General features: G+C 73.2%; 15 protein-coding genes. 4 read left to right on the forward strand and 11 right to left on the reverse strand.

All coding sequences use genetic code 11. The features are described from left to right. Positions 1-15: 15 nt before the first annotated feature. Positions 16-4,374: an AAA family ATPase gene (locus B6R96_RS03860; protein WP_081521577.1), complete on the reverse strand. Its 4,359-nt coding sequence runs from the start codon at positions 4,372-4,374 to the stop codon at positions 16-18. Positions 4,375-4,381: 7 nt separating this feature from the next. Then, positions 4,382-4,954, reverse strand: coding sequence for a hypothetical protein (locus tag B6R96_RS03865; protein WP_159396272.1), 573 nt, complete (start codon positions 4,952-4,954; stop codon positions 4,382-4,384). A 211-nt stretch (positions 4,955-5,165) separates the two neighbouring features. Between B6R96_RS03865 and rph the strand changes: the two genes are divergently transcribed. Next, on the forward strand, positions 5,166-7,766 hold the full coding sequence (gene rph, locus B6R96_RS03870) for a rifamycin-inactivating phosphotransferase (protein WP_081521579.1): 2,601 nt from the start codon (positions 5,166-5,168) through the stop codon (positions 7,764-7,766). A gap of 54 nt (positions 7,767-7,820) precedes the next feature. Here rph and B6R96_RS03875 read toward each other — a convergent pair whose 3' ends face one another. The 5 genes from B6R96_RS03875 to B6R96_RS03895 form a co-directional block, all read right to left on the reverse strand. Continuing rightward, positions 7,821-8,291: a Dps family protein gene (locus B6R96_RS03875; protein ID WP_030385386.1), complete on the reverse strand. Its 471-nt coding sequence runs from the start codon at positions 8,289-8,291 to the stop codon at positions 7,821-7,823. 102 nt (positions 8,292-8,393) lie between these two features. Continuing rightward, positions 8,394-9,251, reverse strand: a complete 858-nt coding sequence (locus B6R96_RS03880) for a phosphatase PAP2 family protein (RefSeq protein ID WP_081521580.1) — start codon at positions 9,249-9,251, stop codon at positions 8,394-8,396. 144 nt (positions 9,252-9,395) lie between these two features. Beyond that, positions 9,396-10,352 (reverse strand): YihY/virulence factor BrkB family protein, encoded by a 957-nt coding sequence (locus B6R96_RS03885; RefSeq protein WP_081521581.1) that lies wholly within the window; start codon positions 10,350-10,352, stop codon positions 9,396-9,398. After that, the gene (locus tag B6R96_RS03890) at positions 10,306-12,099 is read right to left on the reverse strand and encodes a diacylglycerol kinase family protein (protein ID WP_081521582.1); all 1,794 of its coding nucleotides are present in this window, start codon (positions 12,097-12,099) and stop codon (positions 10,306-10,308) included. The genes B6R96_RS03885 and B6R96_RS03890 overlap by 47 nt, the downstream gene beginning before the upstream one ends. 90 nt (positions 12,100-12,189) lie before the next feature. Next, positions 12,190-12,876 (reverse strand): esterase/lipase family protein, encoded by a 687-nt coding sequence (locus B6R96_RS03895; RefSeq protein ID WP_081521583.1) that lies wholly within the window; start codon positions 12,874-12,876, stop codon positions 12,190-12,192. Between the two features lie 309 nt (positions 12,877-13,185). On the opposite strand from B6R96_RS03895, the gene B6R96_RS03900 reads away from it, so the two are divergent. The 3 genes from B6R96_RS03900 (at position 13,186) to B6R96_RS03910 (ending at position 16,149) form a co-directional block, all read left to right on the forward strand. After that, positions 13,186-13,920 carry a restriction endonuclease gene (locus tag B6R96_RS03900; protein WP_237291309.1) on the forward strand — a complete coding sequence of 245 codons (735 nt, stop codon included), beginning with the start codon at positions 13,186-13,188 and terminating at the stop codon, positions 13,918-13,920. 217 nt (positions 13,921-14,137) lie between these two features. After that, positions 14,138-15,055, forward strand: coding sequence for an SAM-dependent methyltransferase (locus B6R96_RS03905; RefSeq protein ID WP_081521584.1), 918 nt, complete (start codon positions 14,138-14,140; stop codon positions 15,053-15,055). Further along, positions 15,052-16,149 (forward strand): terpene synthase family protein, encoded by a 1,098-nt coding sequence (locus tag B6R96_RS03910; RefSeq protein ID WP_237291310.1) that lies wholly within the window; start codon positions 15,052-15,054, stop codon positions 16,147-16,149. The genes B6R96_RS03905 and B6R96_RS03910 overlap by 4 nt, the downstream gene beginning before the upstream one ends. Before the next feature lie 163 nt (positions 16,150-16,312). Here the strand turns inward: B6R96_RS03910 and B6R96_RS03915 are convergent, their stop codons facing one another. From B6R96_RS03915 to B6R96_RS03930, 4 genes are read right to left on the reverse strand one after another with little or no spacing between them, the layout of a single operon-like run. Next, the gene (locus tag B6R96_RS03915; protein WP_030385377.1) at positions 16,313-17,725 is read right to left on the reverse strand and encodes a cytochrome P450; all 1,413 of its coding nucleotides are present in this window, start codon (positions 17,723-17,725) and stop codon (positions 16,313-16,315) included. Then, a complete protein-coding gene (locus B6R96_RS03920; RefSeq protein WP_053172162.1) occupies positions 17,722-18,342 on the reverse strand; it encodes a GTP-binding protein in 621 nt (206 codons plus the stop codon). Before B6R96_RS03920 ends, B6R96_RS03915 begins: the two co-directional genes overlap by 4 nt. Then, positions 18,323-18,682, reverse strand: coding sequence for a DUF742 domain-containing protein (locus B6R96_RS03925; RefSeq protein ID WP_081521585.1), 360 nt, complete (start codon positions 18,680-18,682; stop codon positions 18,323-18,325). The genes B6R96_RS03920 and B6R96_RS03925 overlap by 20 nt, the downstream gene beginning before the upstream one ends. Continuing rightward, positions 18,679-19,083 carry a roadblock/LC7 domain-containing protein gene (locus B6R96_RS03930; RefSeq protein ID WP_030385374.1) on the reverse strand — a complete coding sequence of 135 codons (405 nt, stop codon included), beginning with the start codon at positions 19,081-19,083 and terminating at the stop codon, positions 18,679-18,681. The genes B6R96_RS03925 and B6R96_RS03930 overlap by 4 nt, the downstream gene beginning before the upstream one ends. Positions 19,084-19,087 lie beyond the last annotated feature (4 nt).

The following is a 19,087-nucleotide window of genomic DNA, read 5'->3' on the forward strand; positions in this document are numbered from 1 at the left end:
CGCTGTGTAAGCCGCTCACCGCGTCGCCAGACGGAGGCCGTCCACGCTCTCGGGTGCCGCGCCGTCGGGCGAGGTGCAGCTCAGGGCCCGCCTGATCGCGGTGTGCAGGATCGTGACGGCGTCGGGGCCGAGGGCGTCGAGGATTTCGTCGGCGGCGTGTTCCAGCAGCGCCATGGCGTCCTCCCAGCTGTCGGCGAGGGCGTCATGGAACTGGCGCAGCGCGACCGCGGGAGACCGGGTCAGGAGGGCGGGGAACAACAGGAGCCGGACCTGGCCGTGCACCCACGGCTGTCCGGTGGTCCGCACGCCGGGTCGGGTGGTCTCGCGGAGCACGTCCGCGGGATCCACCAGGTCGGCGAGGGCCGGTGAGAGCGCGAGGCGGGCGAGTGCGTCGACGCGGGTCATGGGCGTGGTCCGCGCCGTCGCGGCGATCACTTCCGCGGCCAGGGAGCGCAGTTGGCCGCCGGCGTCGGGGTGGACCTCCGCGGCGAATGCCGTCAGCTGGGCGGCGGCGACCACCAGCCCCTCGGTGAGCAGGTCGCGGATCCTGGCGCAGGCGGCCGGGGTCGGACTCTGGCAGCCGGCCGGTGTCACCGCTTCCGCGGCGGCGGCGTAGATCGACTGCTGGAGCACCATCGGAGGCTGTGCAGGGCGGGGGCGGGCGGGCCGGCCGGCGGCGGCCCGGTGCTCGTGGAAGGCGGCGGCCGCCCGGGTCAGGTCGATCAGGAGGTGGTGGTTGTCCGGCAGCCAGGCGGGACCGATCGTCTGCTCGTGGACGGCCTGGGCCTCGGGCAGGTGGCGGCCCCTGCCGAGCACGCCGTCCGCGTAGGTCTGCGAGGCCCACGTGGTGTGGGTCAGCTGGAGGATGAGCGACAGGAACGGGGTGCCCTCGACGAGCTTTGCCGCCTCCGGCCGGAACGGAGCGATCCGCACGGCGGCCTCGAACCGTACGCGGTGGTCGGGCCGCCCGTAGGCCCAGGCCTTGTCGTCGTGGTCGCCGGGGGCCAGCCACTCGTAGGCGGGGAGGGCGGCGAGTGCCTCGTCGAGCCGGAGCGAGAGCGCCTGTGCCTCCGGCCGCTCCCCCAGGGCGGCGCAGCGCAGGAGGCCGGCCAGGCCGATCGTGTGCTCGTCCTGATCGGTGAGTCCGTCGACGACGGCGACGGCGCGGGGCAGGTCGCGGTCGGCGAGGGCCTCGGCGAGGATCCGGGCGGTGCGGCCCCAGTTGTAGGGGCCCAGTGAGACCGCGCGCAGCACGTCGGCGGGATTCCGGTGGAAGTAGGAGTTGGCGCGCGCGGCCCATTCGTGGGAGCTGTTGTAGTTGGCACTCAGCGCGCGGAGGTAGGTCTCCCCGATCGGCATGGCGGGGGCGCCGGTGGCGGGCCGGTAGAAGCCGAACGGCTTGCCGCCGGCCAGCGGCGGGGGGGTCTCGACGGCGTGCAGGCACTCGGCCAGCAGCTCCTGCGCGTGCTCGGAGTCACCGTGGTCCAGGGATGCGTGGGCGATGCGGACCAGGGTCGAGTACCGGTCGTATTCGAAGCCGCCCCAGGTGACGTCGGTCAGTTCGCGTGCCAGTCGGGCCGCCCGGTGCCGGTCGTGCTCGATCATCTCCAGGACCACATTCCGGAGATGGGCCTGGCGCAGGCTGTGCTGGTCGGGGTCGTCGGCGGGCGGGAGACGGTCGTAGGCGCGCTCCAGCAGCCGCAGTGCGCCGTCCCGGTCGAAGGTGGCGAGGGCGGCGCTGGCACGTGCGCCCTCGTACCAGAGCACTTGTACGCTGTCGATGAGGTCGCGCGCCCGTTCCGTATCGCCGTAGGCGGCCATCAGCCTGGCCAGGTGCAGGCGCACCCGGCTGGTTTCCTCGTTCACGGGATCCCGCAGGATGCGTTCCAGCAGGTGGCGGGCCGTCGCCGGGAAGGGCCCCGCGATCTCGGCCACCGCGTCGACCAGCCCTCCGGCGAAGCCGAAGGACGTCAGGTGCTCCGGGCCCGACTCGTCCCTCAGGGCGGTGAGGATCCGCTCCGCCTCCGTCAGGTCGTACGGGGCCCAGGCAGCCGCCAGCCGGCCGAGGGCGAGCAGCCGGGTGGTCTGCCGGGCGGAGGCCAGCGCCTGCTCGGCCAGCCGGAGCAGACCGGGCACCTCGGTGGCCGCGGCACGGGCCGCCAGGTCCAGGTAGGCGCTCGGCCGGTCGTTGGCGGTACCGACGTGCGACGGGAGGGTCCCGGCCGCGTCGGCGCCGATCAGGCCGATGAGGGCGGCCGCCCGGGCCGTGTCCTCCTCGGCCGCCGCGGCCGCGGAGTAGACCGCGTCCGGCGGCTTCAGGAACTCGGGCGCGTCCGCGCCCCGGTCGTCGCATTCGATGTCCCATGCGTGCTGCCACAGCCGCAGGGCCCGGTCGAGGTCGTACGGGGCCAGCAGCACCGCGGCCTGCCGGAACGGCGCGGTCGACCGCCAGACCCTGCCGTAACGATCCGTCGTCGCCGGGATGGTGAAGGCCACCTGGATCAGCAGCTCCAGCAGGTCGCGCCGGTCGGGCGCACCGTCACCGGGCGGTAGGTGCTCCCGGATCGCCAGTGCCCCGCGGAACTGCTGGTAGGAGGGCTCCATGGCCGCTACGTGTTCCAGTGCCTCATCAGTGCGGCCCAGCCGCGCGAGCAGCCCGAGGACCGGCGGGGCGACGGTGCGGCTGATGACGAGGAGCTGGCGTCGGACGACTCCCAGGTGGAGCAGGGTGGGCAGGGCGGCTTCCGGGGCGAGGCGGTCGACGGCGTGGTCGTCGAGGAGAGCGGTCAGGCGCTGGAAGTGGCGGTGGTTGCCGAAGGTCTGCCGGTGGGCCCGGAGCAGTCCGGGGCAGGCGATCCCGCCGACGGCCTCGGCGGCGATCTCGTCCCCGGCGCACAGCGCGTGGTCGGCGACATGGAGCAGCCCGTAGCGGTCCATGTCGTTCCAGGGCACTTCGGCCCATGTGGCGGCGTCGCCCCGGTAGTGGCGGACGATCCGCTCGTGCCATTCGAGTGCGTCGACCCAGCTGTCGGGGTGTGTCCGGTAGGTCCGGTCCGCGGTGAGGAACTCGCCGATCGACGTGTGGTACAGCGCGATCCGGCCGTCCCGTTCGTCGAGGAGCCAGCGCAGGCGCGTCAGCAGGTTGCGTACGGCGCGGGGCCACACCCGCAGGCCGGCGAGCACGGTCAGCTGCTCGACGGTCAGCGGCTCGCGGGCGACGGCGAGGACCCCGAGGAGGGGCTGGCCGGCGCCCTCCCAGGCGGGTGTCAAGTGGTCGGCGGGTCCGGTGGGTTCGCGGACGTCGAGCATGCCGAGACTGCCGAGGTCGCTGCGCGCGGTGTCGATGAAGAAGGCGTACAGGCCGGTCAGTCCGTGCGGGAGTTCGGCCAGGTCGAGCAGCCGGGCGGTGAGCGGGCCGTCCGCGGCCCCGACGGCCCCGGCCAGGGCGCGGGCGTAGGTGGACAGGTAGAGGAAGTTGCCGGCGGCGTGCCGTACGACGTCGCGGTGCAGGACGTCCGGGTAGAGGCCGGCGGCTTCGGCGGCGGCCCTGAGGGGCGCGGTCGCCAGGACCCGCGTCGCGTAGGCGAGCAGGTCTCCGGTGACCTGCGCGGAGTCCGGGTCGATCGACAGTTCGGCGGTCCGGTGACGCAAGGGCGCCAGGGCGGCGTGCGGCCGGGAGGTCATGACCAGCGTCACGTTGGGGGGCAGTTCGGGCCCCTGGGCCAGCCACCGCAGCAGGCTGGTGGAGGCCGAGCCGTCGGCGAACTCGTCCAAGGCGTCGAGCAGGATCACGATCCTCGCCGCGGGATCCTCGGCGAGCAGGACCTCGGCCGGTCCGATCAGCGCCAGGTGGGCCAGGTTGGCGGGCTCCAGGAGCCGCGGTTCCAGACCCGCGCTGCCGATCTCGATCCCGCGGACGGTTCCGGCGACCTCGCCGAGCTGCTGGTCCACGTAGAGGCTCGCGGTCCGGTGGAACGGCGAGACGGACAGGTCCTCGATCCGGATCCCGACCACGCTGCCGTCGGGCAGGACCGTGTCGATGTGCTGGCGGACCACCACTTCAAGGCGCTGCGGTTCGAAGAGCCCGGGGCGGCGGCGGGCGAGCTGGTGCCCGATCTCCAGGAGGAAGGACTGCACGTCCCCGCCGGCGAGTGCGGTGCGGCTGTCCCGCCGCGCGAAGTAGCGCAGCCAGTCGGGGTGGGCGCGGGCGAGGCCCGCGAGCAGGCTCGTCTTGCCCGCGCCGGGCTCGCCCGTCACCAGGACATGGCTGCCGTGCGCCTGCTCGATCCGTTCGTGGAGCCAGCGCCGCTCGATGAAGTGCGGTCCGGTCCGGGCGCGGACGAGGTCGTCGAAGGAGCGGTCGACACGGTCCATGGTGGCGCTACGACCGTGCCCGCGGGCCGGGGCCGAGGTCCACCCCGACGGCTTCGCCGCCCTGTTCCACCCGCCTCGCCCGCACGTGTCCCTCGATGGTGCCGGTGGGCCGTTCGGCCCGTACGGCGGCGACGTAGCCCGCCACCTCGTCGGTGTCGACCCGGCCGCGCACCACCGTCGGTGCCTGCGGTGCTGCCGGTTCGCCGGTGAAGAGCAACGGCGTGCCGTGGATGGCCTCCAGGACCCGGCGCAGGGCGTCGACGCGGCCCAGGAGTTCCCGGTCGGTGGTGGTCACGGGATCGACTCCGGAGGCGTATTCGTGGAGGTCGGCCCGCAGGCCGCGCAGTTCCGCTTCGAAGCGCTCCACCAGGACCGGGTCGGCCGCGGGGAGTTCGCGCGGCTCGGCGACGGCCGGCGGGGTGGGCGAACTCTCCCCGGCGGCGCCCTCCTCGGCGGCGCCGACCTCGGCGGCGCGCTCGCGGCGGCGCGCGAGCAGCGCGCCCGCCTGCTCGTAGAGGAACCTGACGCCTTCGGTCAGGACGGTCACGGTCACGGCAGCGAGGGGCAACTCGACAGACATGGTCCGAACCTAACCCGAACCGTTCGCACACACGGTTGGAGTGGCGATATCTCGTCGGTCACCACTCCCGGCATGGCCGGAAAACGACAAAGGCAAGGAGAACGCTCTCCTTGCCACTCTCAAGTTATAGCGCGACGGGGGGCTTGCCGCAAGGCCCCCGTCAGGGCGCAGAATCCTCCACCGAAGCCACAACCGCCTCGGAGGTACAGCAGTGAACCAGCAGTACGTGTGGGACCTTCAGGACGTGGACGCGACGCAGGTCGCGCTCGTCGGCGGCAAGGGCGCGCACCTGGGCGCGCTGTCGCGGATCGAAGGCGTCCGCGTGCCGGGGGGATTCTGCGTGACGACGGAGGCCTTCCGGCGGGTCGTCGCGCAAGCACCGCCGGTCGACGGTCTGCTCGATCGTCTGTCGCGCGTGGACGCGGACGACCGGGAGGCGATCCGCACCCTCAGCGCGCAGATCCGCCGCGCCGTCGAAGAGATCGCCGTCCCGGACGATCTCGCGGCGGCGATCACCGGCGCACTCGCCCGGTCCGGCGAGCGGGCCGCCTATGCGGTCCGGTCCAGCGCGACGGCGGAGGACCTGCCGACGGCCTCCTTCGCCGGCCAGCAGGACACGTATCTGAACGTCATCGGGCCGGCGGCGGTCCTCCGGCACATCAGCCGGTGCTGGGCCTCCCTCTTCACCGAGCGCGCCGTGATCTACCGACGGCGCAACGGCATCGACGACCGCAGCGTCCACATGGCCGTGGTCGTGCAGCAGATGGCCTTCCCGCACGCGTCCGGCATCCTCTTCACGGCCGACCCCGTGACGGGCAACCGGAAGGTCGCCACCGTGGACGCCGGCTTCGGCCTCGGCGAGGCGCTGGTGTCCGGCCTGGTGAACCCGGACGTCTTCGCGGTGCGGGACGGCGAGGTCGTCACCCGGGCGATCGCCGCCAAACAGCGTGCCGTGACCGCCCTGCCCGCCGGCGGTACGCGGGAAGTGGCGATCGACGCGCAGCAGCAGGAGCAGCCGGCCCTGACGGATGCGCAGGTCGTCCGGCTGGTGGAGCTCGGACGGCGGATCGAGGCGCACTTCGGCAGCCCGCAGGACATCGAGTGGTGTCTGGTGGACGACGGCTTCCGGATCGTGCAGAGCCGGCCGATCACGACGCTGTTCCCCGTCCCGGAGAGCGGCGACCGTGAGAACCACGTCTACGTGTCCGTCGGCCACGGGCAGATGATGACCGACCCCATGAAGCCGCTGGGGTTCTCCATGTGGCAGCTGACGGCCATGGTGCCGATGCACGAGGCCGGCGGAAGGCTGTTCGTGGACGTCACGGCGCGGCTGGCCTCGCCCGCGAGCCGTGCCGGCCTCCTGGACGCCCTGGGGAAGGGCGATCCGCTGGTCAGGGACGCTCTGGAGACCGTCCTCGACCGCGGGGACTTCGTCCCGTCGCTCCCGGAGACGGCTCCCGCCGGGCCGCCGCCCGGGGGTGCGCCCGCCCCGATCGAGACCGATCCGGCCGTCGTCACGGCGCTGATCGAGCGCAGCCGGGTGTCCATCGCCGCCCTGGAGCGCGACATCCGGACGAAGAGCGGACCGGAGCTGTTCGACTTCCTGCTGGAGGCCTTCGAGGAGCACAAGCGGGTGCTCAGCGATCCGCTGAGCATTCAGGCGATCATGGCGGGCATGGAGGCCACCTGGTGGCTGAACGACAAGCTGCAGGAGTGGCTGGGCGAGAAGAACGCGGCCGACACGCTGACGCTGTCCGCACCCGACAACATCACGTCGGAGATGGGGCTGGCCCTGCTCGACGTCGCGGACGTCATCCGCCCGCTGCCGGAGGTGGTGGCCCACCTCCGGGGCGTGCAGGACGACGGCTTCCTGGACGGGCTGGCGAAGCTCCCGGGCGGGGCCGAGGCGCGCGACGCCATCGAGGCCTACCTCGACCGGTACGGCATGCGCTGCGTCGGCGAGATCGACATCACCAGGCCGCGTTGGCGCGAGCGCCCGAGCACGCTGGTGCCCGTGATCCTCGACAACGTGCGGAACTTCGGGCCGGGCGCCGCCGAGCGGCGCTTCGAGGAGGGGCGGCTGAGGGCGCAGCAGAAGGAACAGGAGGTGCTGTCCCGCTTGCGCGCCCTGCCGGACGGGGACCGCAAGGCCGACGAGACCCGGCGGATGATCGACCGGGTCCGCACCTTCATCGGATACCGGGAGTACCCGAAGTACGGCATCATCAGCCGCTACTCCGTCTACAAGCAGGCTCTGATGGAGGAGGCCGGGCGCCTCGTCCGGGCGGGCGTGATCACCGAACCCGAGGACGTCTTCCACCTCACCTTCCAGGAACTCCACGAGGTCGTGCGCGCCAACCGGCTGGAGGACCGGGCGCTCCTCGCGCAGCGCAAGGAGGCGTTCCGGGCGTACCACGCTCTCACCCCGCCCCGGGTGCTCACCTCGGACGGCGAGGCCCTCACCGGGGCGTACCGGCGCGACGACGTGCCGGCCGGCGCCCTGGTCGGCGTACCGGTCTCGGCCGGGACGGTCGAGGGACGGGCCCGGGTCGTCCTCGACATGGCGGAGGCCGATCTCGAAGCGGGCGACATCCTGGTCACGGCCTTCACCGACCCCAGCTGGTCGCCGCTGTTCGTCGGGATCGCGGGTCTGGTGACCGAGGTGGGCGGCCTGATGACCCATGGCGCGGTGATCGCCCGGGAGTACGGCCTGCCGGCCGTCGTCGGCGTGGAGCGGGCCACCCGGCTGATCCGGGACGGTCAGCGGATCCGTGTGCACGGCACCGACGGGTACGTCGAGATCCTGCCCTGACCGACCGCGGCCCCGGCCGGCTGTCACCGTCCGGGGCCGCGCGGTCCGGCGCGGTCAGGCGTGCTCGGCCGCGAACATCCAGTGGTGCTTCTCCAGTTCGCCGGTCAGGGCGATCAGGAGGTCCTGGGTGACCGGGTCCGGCTCGTCCGTGGACCGGATGCGCTCGCGCATGCGGGTGATCACGGTGCTGAGGGCCTCGACGAGGATGCGGACGGCCTCGGCGTCCTTGATCCACCCCTCCGGCACGCCGGTGATCGCGGTGGCCGAGGCCACCGTCGCGGCCCGGCCGTCCGGGGTGATCCCGAGGGCGGAGGCCCGTTCGGCGACCACGTCCGAGTGGGTGCGCGCCGTGGTGACGACCTCGTCGAGCTGGAGGTGCACGGACCGGAAGCGGGGTCCCACGACGTTCCAGTGCACCTGCTTGGCCACGAGCGAGAGGTCGACCAGGTCCACCAGAGCGCCCTGCAGCGCTTCACCGACGACCTTGAGGTCGGCTTCCGGGAGGGCGTTCTTGACGACGGACACAACGTCTCCATTCATATCGGGATATGTATCGATGAAAGGTCGCCTACCCGCTGTGCCTCCGACAAAACGGTCCGGCCGTCCGGCTGGTCCGTTCGGTCGAGCTCATCGGTGGCGGGTGGGTGCCCCGGCCGGAGGCACGGCCTCGGGGTCGGGGTCGGTGAGCTCGGGTTCCAGGCCGTCGGTGACGGCGGCCCGGGGCCGTCCGGTGTCCGCCCGCCAGGCCTCGAAGACCAGGGTCGTCGCGGTGACCGTGGCCAGCCCCAGGAGCCAGCCGCCGACGACGTCGCTGACCCAGTGCACGCCCAGCGCCACCCGGGTGTAGCTGACGCCCACCACGGTGAGCACGGCCAGCGCCCAGGGCAGCGGGCGCCAGGCGCGCGGGACGAGCGGCAGCAGGACCAGGAGCAGCACCGCGCAGGACGTGAAGGCCGTCATGGCGTGCCCGGAGGGGAAGGAGTAGCCGGGCGCGTGGGCGACCGGGTCGGGCAGGTGGGGCCGGGCCCGCTCGACGGCGATCTTGGCGAGGTAGCCGATCAGGGCGCCGCCGGCCGCCGTGACGGCGGCCCAGACCGCCAGCCGCCGGGCCCCGCGCACGGCCAGCCAGACGACCAGCAGGGCCACCAGGAGGCGCAGGGTCACCGGGTCCCACACCACCCCGGTGAGGACGTCGAGGACGCGCACCCAGCCGGGGTGTTCCAGGGCCGTGGCGTGCAGCCGTTCGGCCGTGGCCCGGTCCAGGCGGAGCAGGGGCGGCCACCCGGACTCGACGAGGACCAGGGCGACGGCGAAGGGGACGGACACCACGGCGGTGGCGGCCGTGGTGAGGAGCAGCCGGGCGGCGAAGGTGGCGTCGGGGCCGCCGTACCGCGCCGGCAGGTGTCGCTGCGCGTGCCGCAGCGGGCGGCGCAGCCGGTCGCGCAGGGCCGCGCGGCGGGGGGAGCTTCCGGTGGGTGGTGCCATGCCTGCGGCGTCCTCTCGTGTGCGGCGGTCGGTGGCGGTCGCGGCGGTCGGTGGCGGTCGCGGCGGTCGGTGGCGGTCGCGGCGGTCGGTGGCGGTCGCGGCGGTCGGTGGCGGTCGGTGGCGGTCGGTGGCGGTCGGTGGCGGTCAGACGCCGGGGTCGGGGAGCACCGGCTCGCGGACCCCGGCGCGTACGGCTTCCAGCTGGGCGGCGAAGGACAGTCCGAGGAACAGGGCCATCGAGGTGAGGTACGACCACAGCAGCAGGGACACGATCGCGCTGAGCGGCCCGTAGACGCTGGTGAACGAGCCGCTGGCGCCGACGTACAGGCTGAGGCCCCAGGTGGCGAGGTTCCACAGTGCCAGGTACACGACGGCGCCGAAGGCCAGCCACGTGTAGCCGGGTTGCCGGCGCCGCGGGGAGAGCCGGAAGATCGCGCTGGTGGCGAGGACGGCCAGCAGGACGCCCACGGGCCAGCGCAGGATCTCCCAGGCCCGCACGGTGCCGGGGGCCAGCTCGTACACCTCGGCGAGGGCGCGGGTGAGGTCGGCGCCGAGCACGGTGAGGACGAAGCTGAGGCCGAGCGGGAAGCCGGCGAGGGCCGCCATCGCCAGGCCGCGGGCGTACTTGGCGAGGAACGGCCGGTCGCGTTCGTTGCCGTATATGCGGTTGGCGCCGCGCTCGACCTGGCAGAGGGCCGTGGTGACGTTGGAAACGGCGAACAGCAGGCCCAGCCAGAGGGCGAGTTGGCCGCCGTCGCCGGCCCGGCGGCGGCTGCCGCTGAGCACGTCGTCCACCATGGCCTGGCCGGGGCCGCTGGGGGTGAGGCCGCGGATGGTCAGCTCGATCACCCGGCCGGCGTCCTCGGTGTGCAGGACACTGGACAGGCCGACGGCGGCGATGGCGAGCGGGACCAGGCACAGGACGGTCTGCAGCGCGAGTGCGCGGGCGTGGCTGAACCCGTCGGCGTAGCGGAAGCGGACGAAGGAGTCGCGGGCCAGGCGCCAGCTTCCGTAGCGGCGCAGCGCGGTCCACGCCTCGTCACCGGAGAGTTCGTCACCGTGCACGCTGTGGCGCGGCGGTACGCGTCGGGCTGTTCCCATGCTGTTCCTCCTCCTCTCCCTCTCGTACGGCGGTGGTCCGGGGCAGCTGGACGCGCAGTGCGCCCGGTTCCACCCAGGCGGTGAGGCGGGTGCCGTCGGCGGCCGGGTCCCCGTCGAGTTCGCGGGGCTGGGGTCGGGCGCAGCGGACGTCGACGCGGGTGGCGGTGAAGTACTCCAGTGCTCCCCCGGCCTCCGTTCCCGCGGCGCCGGCCGGGGTGGTCGGGTGGCGGCGCATGACGCGGGAGAGGAGGTGTGCGGCGGCCGCGAGCCATCCGCCCGGGCCGCGGGGGTCGAACAGCACCACGTCCAGGTGTCCGCTGTCGGGCCGGGCGCCCGGCAGCAGCGGCAGCCCGCCCTGGAGGGTGCCCACGTTCCCGATGACGACCATGCGGGCCCGGCGCCGCCGCGGACGGACCCCGTCCATGCGGATCGTCAGCCGTACGCTCGGATCGCGCAGGTGGCGCAGGGCCGACAGGACGTACGCAGCCCAGCCCAGCCGGGACTTGAGGCGGGGTGAGGCGTCCTTGACCATCGCGGCGTCGAACCCGATGCCGGCCATGACGGTGAACCGGGTGGGCGCGAGGCCGTCGCCCCGGACCCGGCCGACGTCGATCGGGTGGCTGTCGCCGGCCAGGGACGCTTCGAGGGCGGCTTCCGGGTCCAGCGGGAGGCCCAGGTTGCGGGCGAGGAGGTTGCCGGTGCCGCAGGGCACCACGGCCAGCGGGATCCCGGTGCCGGCCAGCACCTCGGCGCAGGCGCGCAGGGTGCCGTCGCCGCCGCAGGCCACCACCAGGGCGGGGCGGCGCGCGGCGAGCTCCTCGGCGAGGGCGCCCGCGGGCCGCTCGGCGGTGGTGCGGATCCAGCGCTGCTCGCGGTGGGTGTGGCCGTGGCCGTCGAGCACGGTGCGCAGCCGCTCGGCGAGGTCGTCCGGGCAGCCGAACGGGTGCCGCACGACGAGCACCGTCCGCCCGCCGGGGGAATCGGCGGCCGGCGCCGGGGCGGGGGCGGGCAGGTGGGGGCCGTCGGGAAGGCGGCCCCGGTCCGGCCGCGGCGCGGAGCGGTGGCCGTGGAGGAAGACCGCCGACACGATCAGGAGGGTGGCTGCGCCGTTGAGGAGGCCGCCGGCGACGTCGCTGGGAAAGTGCATGCCGCGGTAGACCCGGGCCAGGCCGACCGCGGGCGGTACCAGCAGGAGGGCGGCCGTCACGGCGGGGCGCCAGGGGCCGCGCAGTCGCAGGGCCGCGATGACGGCGAGTCCTCCGTAGAGCGCCAACGAGGCTCCGACGTGGCCGGAGGGGAAGCTGGAGGTGGGCGGGGCGGCGTCGAGCCGGGGCAGGTCCGGGCGCGGCCGTTCCACGAACGCCGTGACCAGTACGAACACCGCCGACTGCGCGGCGACCGCGACGGCGAGGAAGAGCGCCTCGCGGCGCAGCGCGGTCCGGGGGAGCCCGAGCAGCCCGATCCGGGGAAGCCCGAGCAGGGCGAGCAGCGCGACGATGGTCAGGCCGACGACGACCTGCGTGCTCCCGAGCGCGGAGAGCCACTCGGACACGGCGGTGAGGACGGGCGCATCGCGGTGTTCCGCCAGGGCGCGCGGGGCCCCGTCCTCCGCCTCGAGCGGCCAGTGGTGCGCGGCCGGCCCGGTGACCAGCCGGCCCACGCCGATCATCAGGGCCGCCTGGACGGGCAGGAGCAGGAGCAGCAGCGGCCGGGCCCCGCGAGCGGCGGGGCCGCGTCTTCTCTTCATGGGGGCCGTCTGACCCGTCCCGGCCCGATGATGCGTGCCGGGGCGGGTCGGGTTCGGCGGGCGGCCGCGATCGCACGGCGGGGGCGGCGGTCAGCCGATGTGGTCCCGTACCTGCGCGTAGACCCCTGCATCGGTGAGGAAGGCGGAATGCAGCAGGCACGGGGTCCGGGTGTTCACCGCGCCGGAGAGGGCCACCGTGCTGTCGGGGTTGATGAGCAGGTCGCAGGGGGACCACCAGGTGGCGTAGCGCGTGGAGCCGGGCGTTTCGTCGACCGCGTTGAGTGCGTGGAGGAAGGCGGAGCCGGGGCGCATCTCGACGCACGAGGCCTGCCCGCAGAGGTGGGCGGTGTCCGTGCCGTGGTTGGGGCCCGCCAAGGAGACCCATGCGTCGACCTTGGCGTCGCCGCCGAGGTTCTTGAGGTAGTAGCGCGACGGCAGGGCGCCCATGGAGTGGGTGACGAGGTCCACCTTGGCCGCTCCGGTCGCCGCCAGGACGCCGTCGACGGCGGAGGCGAGTTGCGAGGCGGTCGTGGCGTTGGACTGGGAGGTGGGGTACGTCCACCGGTAGAGGTGGTCGGCGGGGCGGCCGTCCGCCCGGAGCCGCTCGGCGAAGGTGTTCCAGACCGAACCGTTGCTGTTCCAGCCGTGTACGAAGACCACGGGGTCGGGTTCGGCAGGTGCATGGGGGGCCGCGAGGGGACGGGCGGCGGCCGGGGCCGCGCAGACGGCCAGGGCCACGGCCACGGCCGGGACGAGGCGGAGCAGGTACGCGTGCATGGGCCGTTTGTAGCGGTTCGTAGTACCGCGTCCGGCCCGATGACCGCCCCGCTCACCCGTCCGGCCGCCGCACTTCACACCAGAAACGTTTCGGTGCACGGCGACGGCGGCCGTCCGCCACCGCTGAGCAGCGAAGTCCCCGCGCTCCGGGCCGGTTTGAATCTCATGATCCGGATCAGACGGAGAGAGGTGTGCCGGGTCCGTCGTACCCGGCGGGAGGATCGGCCGTAGGAGGCCGGCGAGTGAGAGGGGGCCCGTGTGACGGCATCGGGAGGACGTCGGCGCGGTGGGGACGAAGGCCGCGCATCGGTGGGACGTGACGTCGTGCTGGCGGTGGGGTTGGTGGGGATCTGCCTCGGCGGGGCGGTGGTCTTCGTCCGAACGGCCGCTTCCACGACCGGCGGTGGGATACCCGTGACGCCGATCGCCATCGTGCTCGTCCTGGTGGCCGGAGCGGCGCTCATGCGGTGGTGCGTCACGGCGCGCCCGGACCGCTCGCCCGTACGCGGGCCGGCCCTGCTCGGCCCGCCGGACCCGTACGCGGTCGCCGCACAGCCCGTCGGACTCCCGGAGGCTGCGGTGGTGCACGAGGTGGGAGCCGACGCACTGGACCACTCCGCGGTGGACGCCGACGGTTTTGAACACGCGGTGGCCGCGCTGTGTGCGCGGGACGGCTGCCCCCAGGTGGAAGTGGTGGGCGGCGCGGGCGACTTGGGAGCGGATGTCATTGCCACCACGGCGGACGGCCTGCGCGTGGTCATCCAGTGCAAGCACTACGGCGAGGGCAACCGGGTCGGCTCGCAGGATCTCCAGCGCTTCGGCGGGACCTGCTTCGCCGTCCACGAGGCCGACGTGGCCGTCGTCGTGACCACCAGCGCCTTCACCGCACCGGCCGCGGAGTACGCCGCCGCCTGCGACATCGTCTGCATCGACGGCGACGACCTGGCCGCGTGGACCGAGTCGCGGACACCGCCTCCGTGGGAAGGTGCCACCGCGGCGCGGACCGCGGCCGCGCAGGACGTGGCCGGCGCCGGCACCTCGTAGCGCCCCGCCGGACATCCGGGGACGACCGCGAAAGCGGTCGTCAACCCGCCCTGTGCGTAGGGGAATCAATGGGGTTCGACATGGCCCGGTGGGCTGACGTGCGGCTCCCGGAGTGCCACGATGATCCGTGCTTCGCCAGTGCACGGTCGGGACGCGGTGAAGGCGGCCGCAGTGCGTCCCGAAAGAACGGCCCTACCCCACGAAAGGGCGGACATCCATGCGCGTGACACCTCCCGTATCGTCCTTAGGCAGCGACCAGGGCTCGGCCGCGGACGATCCCGTACGGCTCTACTACAGCCGCAAGACCAAGGAAATACTCCAGAAGTACGGCCCGGGGCCCCGCGTCCACTTCCACGTGGGGCTGTATCCCGACGGGCCACCGGACACCACGGTCCCCCAACACACCCTCAAGCAGCGCCTGCTCGACGCACAGGAGCGGATAGTCGAGCACGCGGCCCGGTCCTGGGGCGCGTACGAGCAGCCTCCGCGGCGGCTGCTGGACATCGGCTGCGGCCTTGGCGGCACCTCGCTCTACTGGGCGCAGGAGCACGGGGCATCGGTCACCAGCCTCACTGTCGCCCGCGAACACGTGCCGATCGTGCGGCAGTTCGCCCGTCTCGCCGGGGTCGACGAACAGGTGGATCCGCGCCTGGCGGATGTGCACCAGCTCGACGAGACCCGGGCGTACGACGCCGTCTACGCCAACGAGAGCAGCGGGTACACCGACCGGACCCGCCTCTTCGAGGTCGTGGCCAAGGCACTGGTGCCTGGTGGGTGGTTCGGGATCCAGGAGCACTTCGTCGGCCCGTCCGACTGGCGCGAGTTCATCGACGGCTACTACAGAACCCGGCTCGGACGCCGCGGGGAGTACCTGGCCGCGGCCGAGGCGGCCGGCTTCGAACTGGTGCAGGACGAGGACGTGACGGACGCGGTGACGGAGTTCTGGGTGCAGTCCATGGCGTGGAACACCGCCGAACTCGACCGGCTCCGAACGGGCGCCGGCGGTGCCCCCGGGGCGTGGACCGGCGAACGGCTCGAACAGTCGACGATCGCGCACAGCAGGTTCTTCCGCCTCTGGCGCGACCACGCGGTGCAGACCCGGCTGCTGCGCTTCCGGATGGGAGGCGGCAGATGACCGCGTCGCCGCGCCCCTCCCTCCTCGGTCCGCTCCTGCCGCCCTTCTACTGCCCCCTCCCCCGCGACCTCGTCCACCCCGAGGCGAAGCAGGTGGAGGCCCGGGCCGTCGAGTGGCTGGACGCCTTCGGCCTGTACCCCGATCCCGTCGAGCGCGCGTGGGGTCTGGCCACCCACAGCGCCGACTTCTCCTGTCGCATCGTCCCCGACGGGAACGTGGAGGCCGTCCTCCTGTTCACCCAGTGGAACTACTGGGCCAACGCCGTCGACGACTGGCAGGACTCCGGTTCCGAGGAGGTGGGAACGGCCGCCGTGATCGAGCACGGGGCACGGCTGCTGCGGACCATCGAGGACCCGGGAGCGTCCGTACTGCCCGCGGGCACGATGACCGCGGCGCTGACGGACCTGGTGAGCCGTACGCACGCCATGCTCTCGCCCCACGAGCTCCGCAGGTTCGCCGAGGGGACACGGGACTGGCTGCTCGGTGCGGCCTGGCGGGCCGCCCGGGCCGAGGCCCGGACCATGCCGGGCCTGAACGACTTCGTCGCCATGGGGCCGCTCGCGAACGGTACGCGGTTCTCACTGACCTGGTCGGACGTCGCGCGCGGGGTCCGGCTGCCGGCGGACGTCCTGTACTCCCCCGCCCTGACGGCGCTGACGGACGCGGCCGGCTTCATCGTCAGCGCGGACAACGACCTGTTCTCCTACGACAAGGACGACCACCTGGAGCCGCGCGAGGTGAATCTCGTCAACGTCCTGGCCCATCAGGAGGACTGCTCACCGGCCGAGGCGGTGCCGCTCGCGGTGGCGCTGCGCGACCGGGTGATGGTCCTCTTCCTCCGGCTGCGGGCGCAGCTGGAGGACGGCGCCGACGAGGAACTGCACAGCCATCTGGCGGCGTTGGGGCACTACGTGGCCGGCTCCATCGGGTGGCAGACCCGCGCGCCCCGGTACGCCAGTCCGCGCAACCGGTACGAACTGCCGCGGGCGGACGCGGTGTTCGCGATCCGGTTCGCCGACGCGCCCAGCGTCACGGGAACCGGAGCGCCGGACCTGCCGGCGCTCGCGTCCTGGTGGCGGCTGGTCCGCGGCTGAACGGCGCGCCGAAGGCCCCGGCCGGTGCGGCCGGGGCCTTCGGTACGGGCCGTCGGTACGGGCCGTCGGTACAGGCCGTCGGTACAGGCCGTCGGTACAGGCCGTCGGTACAGGCCGTCGGTACGGGGCTTCGGTATACGGGGCCCCTCGCCGCGGAGAGCCGTCAGGTGCGGCCGAGCAGGCGGCGCCACCAGCTGACGCCGCGCCGGCGGCGACCGCCGGCCGCCGGCCGCGCCGGTGGCGCCGGTGGCGCCGTCGGCTGCGGCGGGATCACCGCGTGCACGGGGTGCCCGGCCGGCTGCTCCGGTTCGAGCTGCGGGACCGGCGCCGAGCGCGGGGCGAACCGTACCGGCAGGGACAGCAGGTGGCGGGACATGAGGGTGCCGCGCCACCGGAGTTCGCTCGCGTCGACCGCCAGCTGGAGGTCGGGCAGCCGGTCCAGCAGGACCTCGATGCCGGTGTCGGCGATGGCGCGTCCGATGTCCTGGCCCGGGCACTCGTGCGGTCCGCTGCTGAAGGCGAGGTGGGAACGGTTTCCGTGGACGGAGACGTTGGGATCCGGGCGGATCTGCGGGTCGGCGTTCCCGGCGGCCAGGCCGAGCAGGATCATGTCGCCGGCCTTGACCGGCTGCCCGCCCAGCAGGGTGTCCCCGGTGGCCCAGCGTCCGATGATCGTGTTGATCGGCGGGTCGTCCCACAGGACCTGCTCCAGCGCGTCGGGCAGGGTCATGTGGCCGCCGGAGAGGCTCGCGCGAAAACGCGGGTCGGTCAGCACCGTCCGCAGGGTGTTGGCGATCAGGTTGGCGGTGGTCTCGTAGGCGGCGATCAGCACGACGCGCAGGTGCATGAGCACCTCGGTGTCCGTCAGGTTCGCGGGGTGCTCGATCAGCCAGGAGGCGAGGTCGCGGGCGGGTTCGACCTTGCGCTCCGCCACCAGGTTCTCCAGCGTGGTGGTGACGTAGCGGTCGCTCTGGAGGGCGGTCTCGGTCCCCTGGAGCATGTCGCGCGCCGCGTTGACGAGCAGCGGGCCGTGTTCGTCGGGCGCCCCGAGGAGTTGGGTCATCACCAGCATCGGGAGCTGGTCGGAGAAGGCGGACACCAGGTCGGCGTAGCCCTCGCCCGCGATCTGGTCGACGAGCTGGTTCGCGAAGCGCGTCACATAGCGCCGGATACCGCGCTTGTCGAAGCGCTCCAGGGACTCCACCACGGCCCCGCGCAGCCGCTCGTGGACGGGACCGTCGGTGAAGTTGCACACCGGCACCCAGGACACCATGGGGCCGAGCGGGGTGTCGGCCGGTACGCGGCCCTCTCGCATGTCGCGCCATCCGCGGGGGTCGCGGGCGAAGCGCGAGGACGTGCGCGCCACGTCCAGGTTCTCCCGGTGGCCGAGGACCAGCCAGGCCGGGAGGTCGCCGCTCACCAGGACGGGGGCCACCGGGCCGTGTTCGGCCCGCAGCTTCTCGTACAGTGCGAGGGGATCGGCCTGGGCCTCCGCTCCGTGGAGCCGGTACAGACCCCCTGCGGTGGCCGCCGCGTGGGCGGGGCACCCGGGGGGTGGGGTGGGGGTGGTGCTCACATTGCCTCCTGGGTGGCTGCCTGGGAGTGCAGGTAGCGCATGAGGGTCAGCAGGACATCGCGGGACGAGTCCCGCCGTCTGGCATCGCAGACGAGGATCGGGACGGTGTCGGGCAGGTCGAGGGCCTCGCGCAGTTCCTCCAGCGGGTGGTCGGGCGCGCCGGGGAAGGAGTTGACGGCCACGACGAAGGGGACGCCGCGCTCCTCCAGCCGTCCGATCACGTCGAAGCTGATCTCCAGCCGGCGGGTGTCGAGGATGACGACCGCGCCGAGGGCGCCCTCGAAGAGCCCCCGCCACAGGAACCAGAAGCGCTCCTGGCCGGGGGTGCCGAACAGGTACAGCACGAGTTCGTCATTGATGCTGATGCGGCCGAAGTCCATGGCCACGGTGGTGGTGATCTTGCGGGAGACGCCCCAGGTGTCGTCGACACCGACGCCTGCCCGGGTCATCGTCTCCTCGGTCGTCAGCGGCTTGATCTCGCTGACCGCACCGACCATCGTCGTCTTGCCCACGCCGAAGCCGCCGACGATGACGACTTTCACTGCGGCCGCGGCCGTCTCCGGGAGTATGTCCGCGGGGAGCGGCCCGACAGGCGCGTCAGAGCTTCTGGAGTCCATCGATCACTGCCTCGATCAGAACAAGGTCGGGTAGCTGCGCGGCGGGAACGGGCGGGCGGACGCGCACGCGCTTGGCGGCCATCAGGTCTCCGACCAGCACGGTGACGACGCTCACGGGCAGGCCGACGTACGCGGCGATCTCGGCGACCGAGAGCGGCGCCTGGCACATCCGCAGGATGTCGGCCTGCTCGGGCTGCATCTCGGGCCGGGGAGGCCCTTTGGCCACCACTAAGGTCACAAGGTCCAGGTGGACGGCGGTGGAGGGTCCACTGCGTCCGCCGGTGATGACGTAGAGCCTTTCGGGACTGCTCTCCTCCCAGCTTGAGGGCGGCTCTTTCACGCGGGCTGCCCGTCGTGCCGCGGCGGGCTGCTCAGGTGGTCCCCCATCCGGGACACCAGGGCGCGCATCTGCGCGCCCATCAGGCCCGCGTCGACACCCTCGTCGGCCAGCACCGCGAGGTAGGAGCCGTCTCCGGCGGCCATCAGGTAGAAGAACCCGCCGTCCATCTCGATCACGACCAGCCGCATCCTGCCCTGGGAGTTGGGCAGTTCCGCGGCCACCGCTCCGGCGAGGCTCTGCAGACCCGCGCACGCGGCCGCCAGGCGGTCGGCCGTGTCCGTCTCGGCCCCGTACTGCGCCACGCAGAGCCCGTCCGCGGACAGCACGATCACGTGCCGCGTCTGCGGGACTCCGGCAGCCAGGTCCTTGAGCATCCAGTCCATACTGCTTCGCTGAGTCATCACT

This window comes from Streptomyces sp. Sge12 (assembly GCF_002080455.1).
Classification (GTDB): Bacteria; Actinomycetota; Actinomycetes; order Streptomycetales; family Streptomycetaceae; genus Streptomyces.

What these genes read in the sequence shown, in the direction of transcription:
- B6R96_RS03880 (WP_081521580.1), bottom strand. Translation starts at nt 9,251, where the DNA reads ATGGCACCACCCACCGGAAGCTCCCCCCGCCGCGCGGCCCTGCGCGAC.
- B6R96_RS03930 (WP_030385374.1), bottom strand. Translation starts at nt 19,083, where the DNA reads ATGACTCAGCGAAGCAGTATGGACTGGATGCTCAAGGACCTGGCTGCC.
- B6R96_RS03920 (WP_053172162.1), bottom strand. Translation starts at nt 18,342, where the DNA reads ATGGACTCCAGAAGCTCTGACGCGCCTGTCGGGCCGCTCCCCGCGGAC.
- B6R96_RS03860 (WP_081521577.1), bottom strand. Translation starts at nt 4,374, where the DNA reads ATGGACCGTGTCGACCGCTCCTTCGACGACCTCGTCCGCGCCCGGACC.
- B6R96_RS03910 (WP_237291310.1), top strand. Translation starts at nt 15,052, where the DNA reads ATGACCGCGTCGCCGCGCCCCTCCCTCCTCGGTCCGCTCCTGCCGCCC.
- B6R96_RS03865 (WP_159396272.1), bottom strand. Translation starts at nt 4,954, where the DNA reads ATGTCTGTCGAGTTGCCCCTCGCTGCCGTGACCGTGACCGTCCTGACC.
- B6R96_RS03885 (WP_081521581.1), bottom strand. Translation starts at nt 10,352, where the DNA reads ATGGGAACAGCCCGACGCGTACCGCCGCGCCACAGCGTGCACGGTGAC.
- B6R96_RS03905 (WP_081521584.1), top strand. Translation starts at nt 14,138, where the DNA reads ATGCGCGTGACACCTCCCGTATCGTCCTTAGGCAGCGACCAGGGCTCG.
- B6R96_RS03890 (WP_081521582.1), bottom strand. Translation starts at nt 12,099, where the DNA reads ATGAAGAGAAGACGCGGCCCCGCCGCTCGCGGGGCCCGGCCGCTGCTG.
- B6R96_RS03895 (WP_081521583.1), bottom strand. Translation starts at nt 12,876, where the DNA reads ATGCACGCGTACCTGCTCCGCCTCGTCCCGGCCGTGGCCGTGGCCCTG.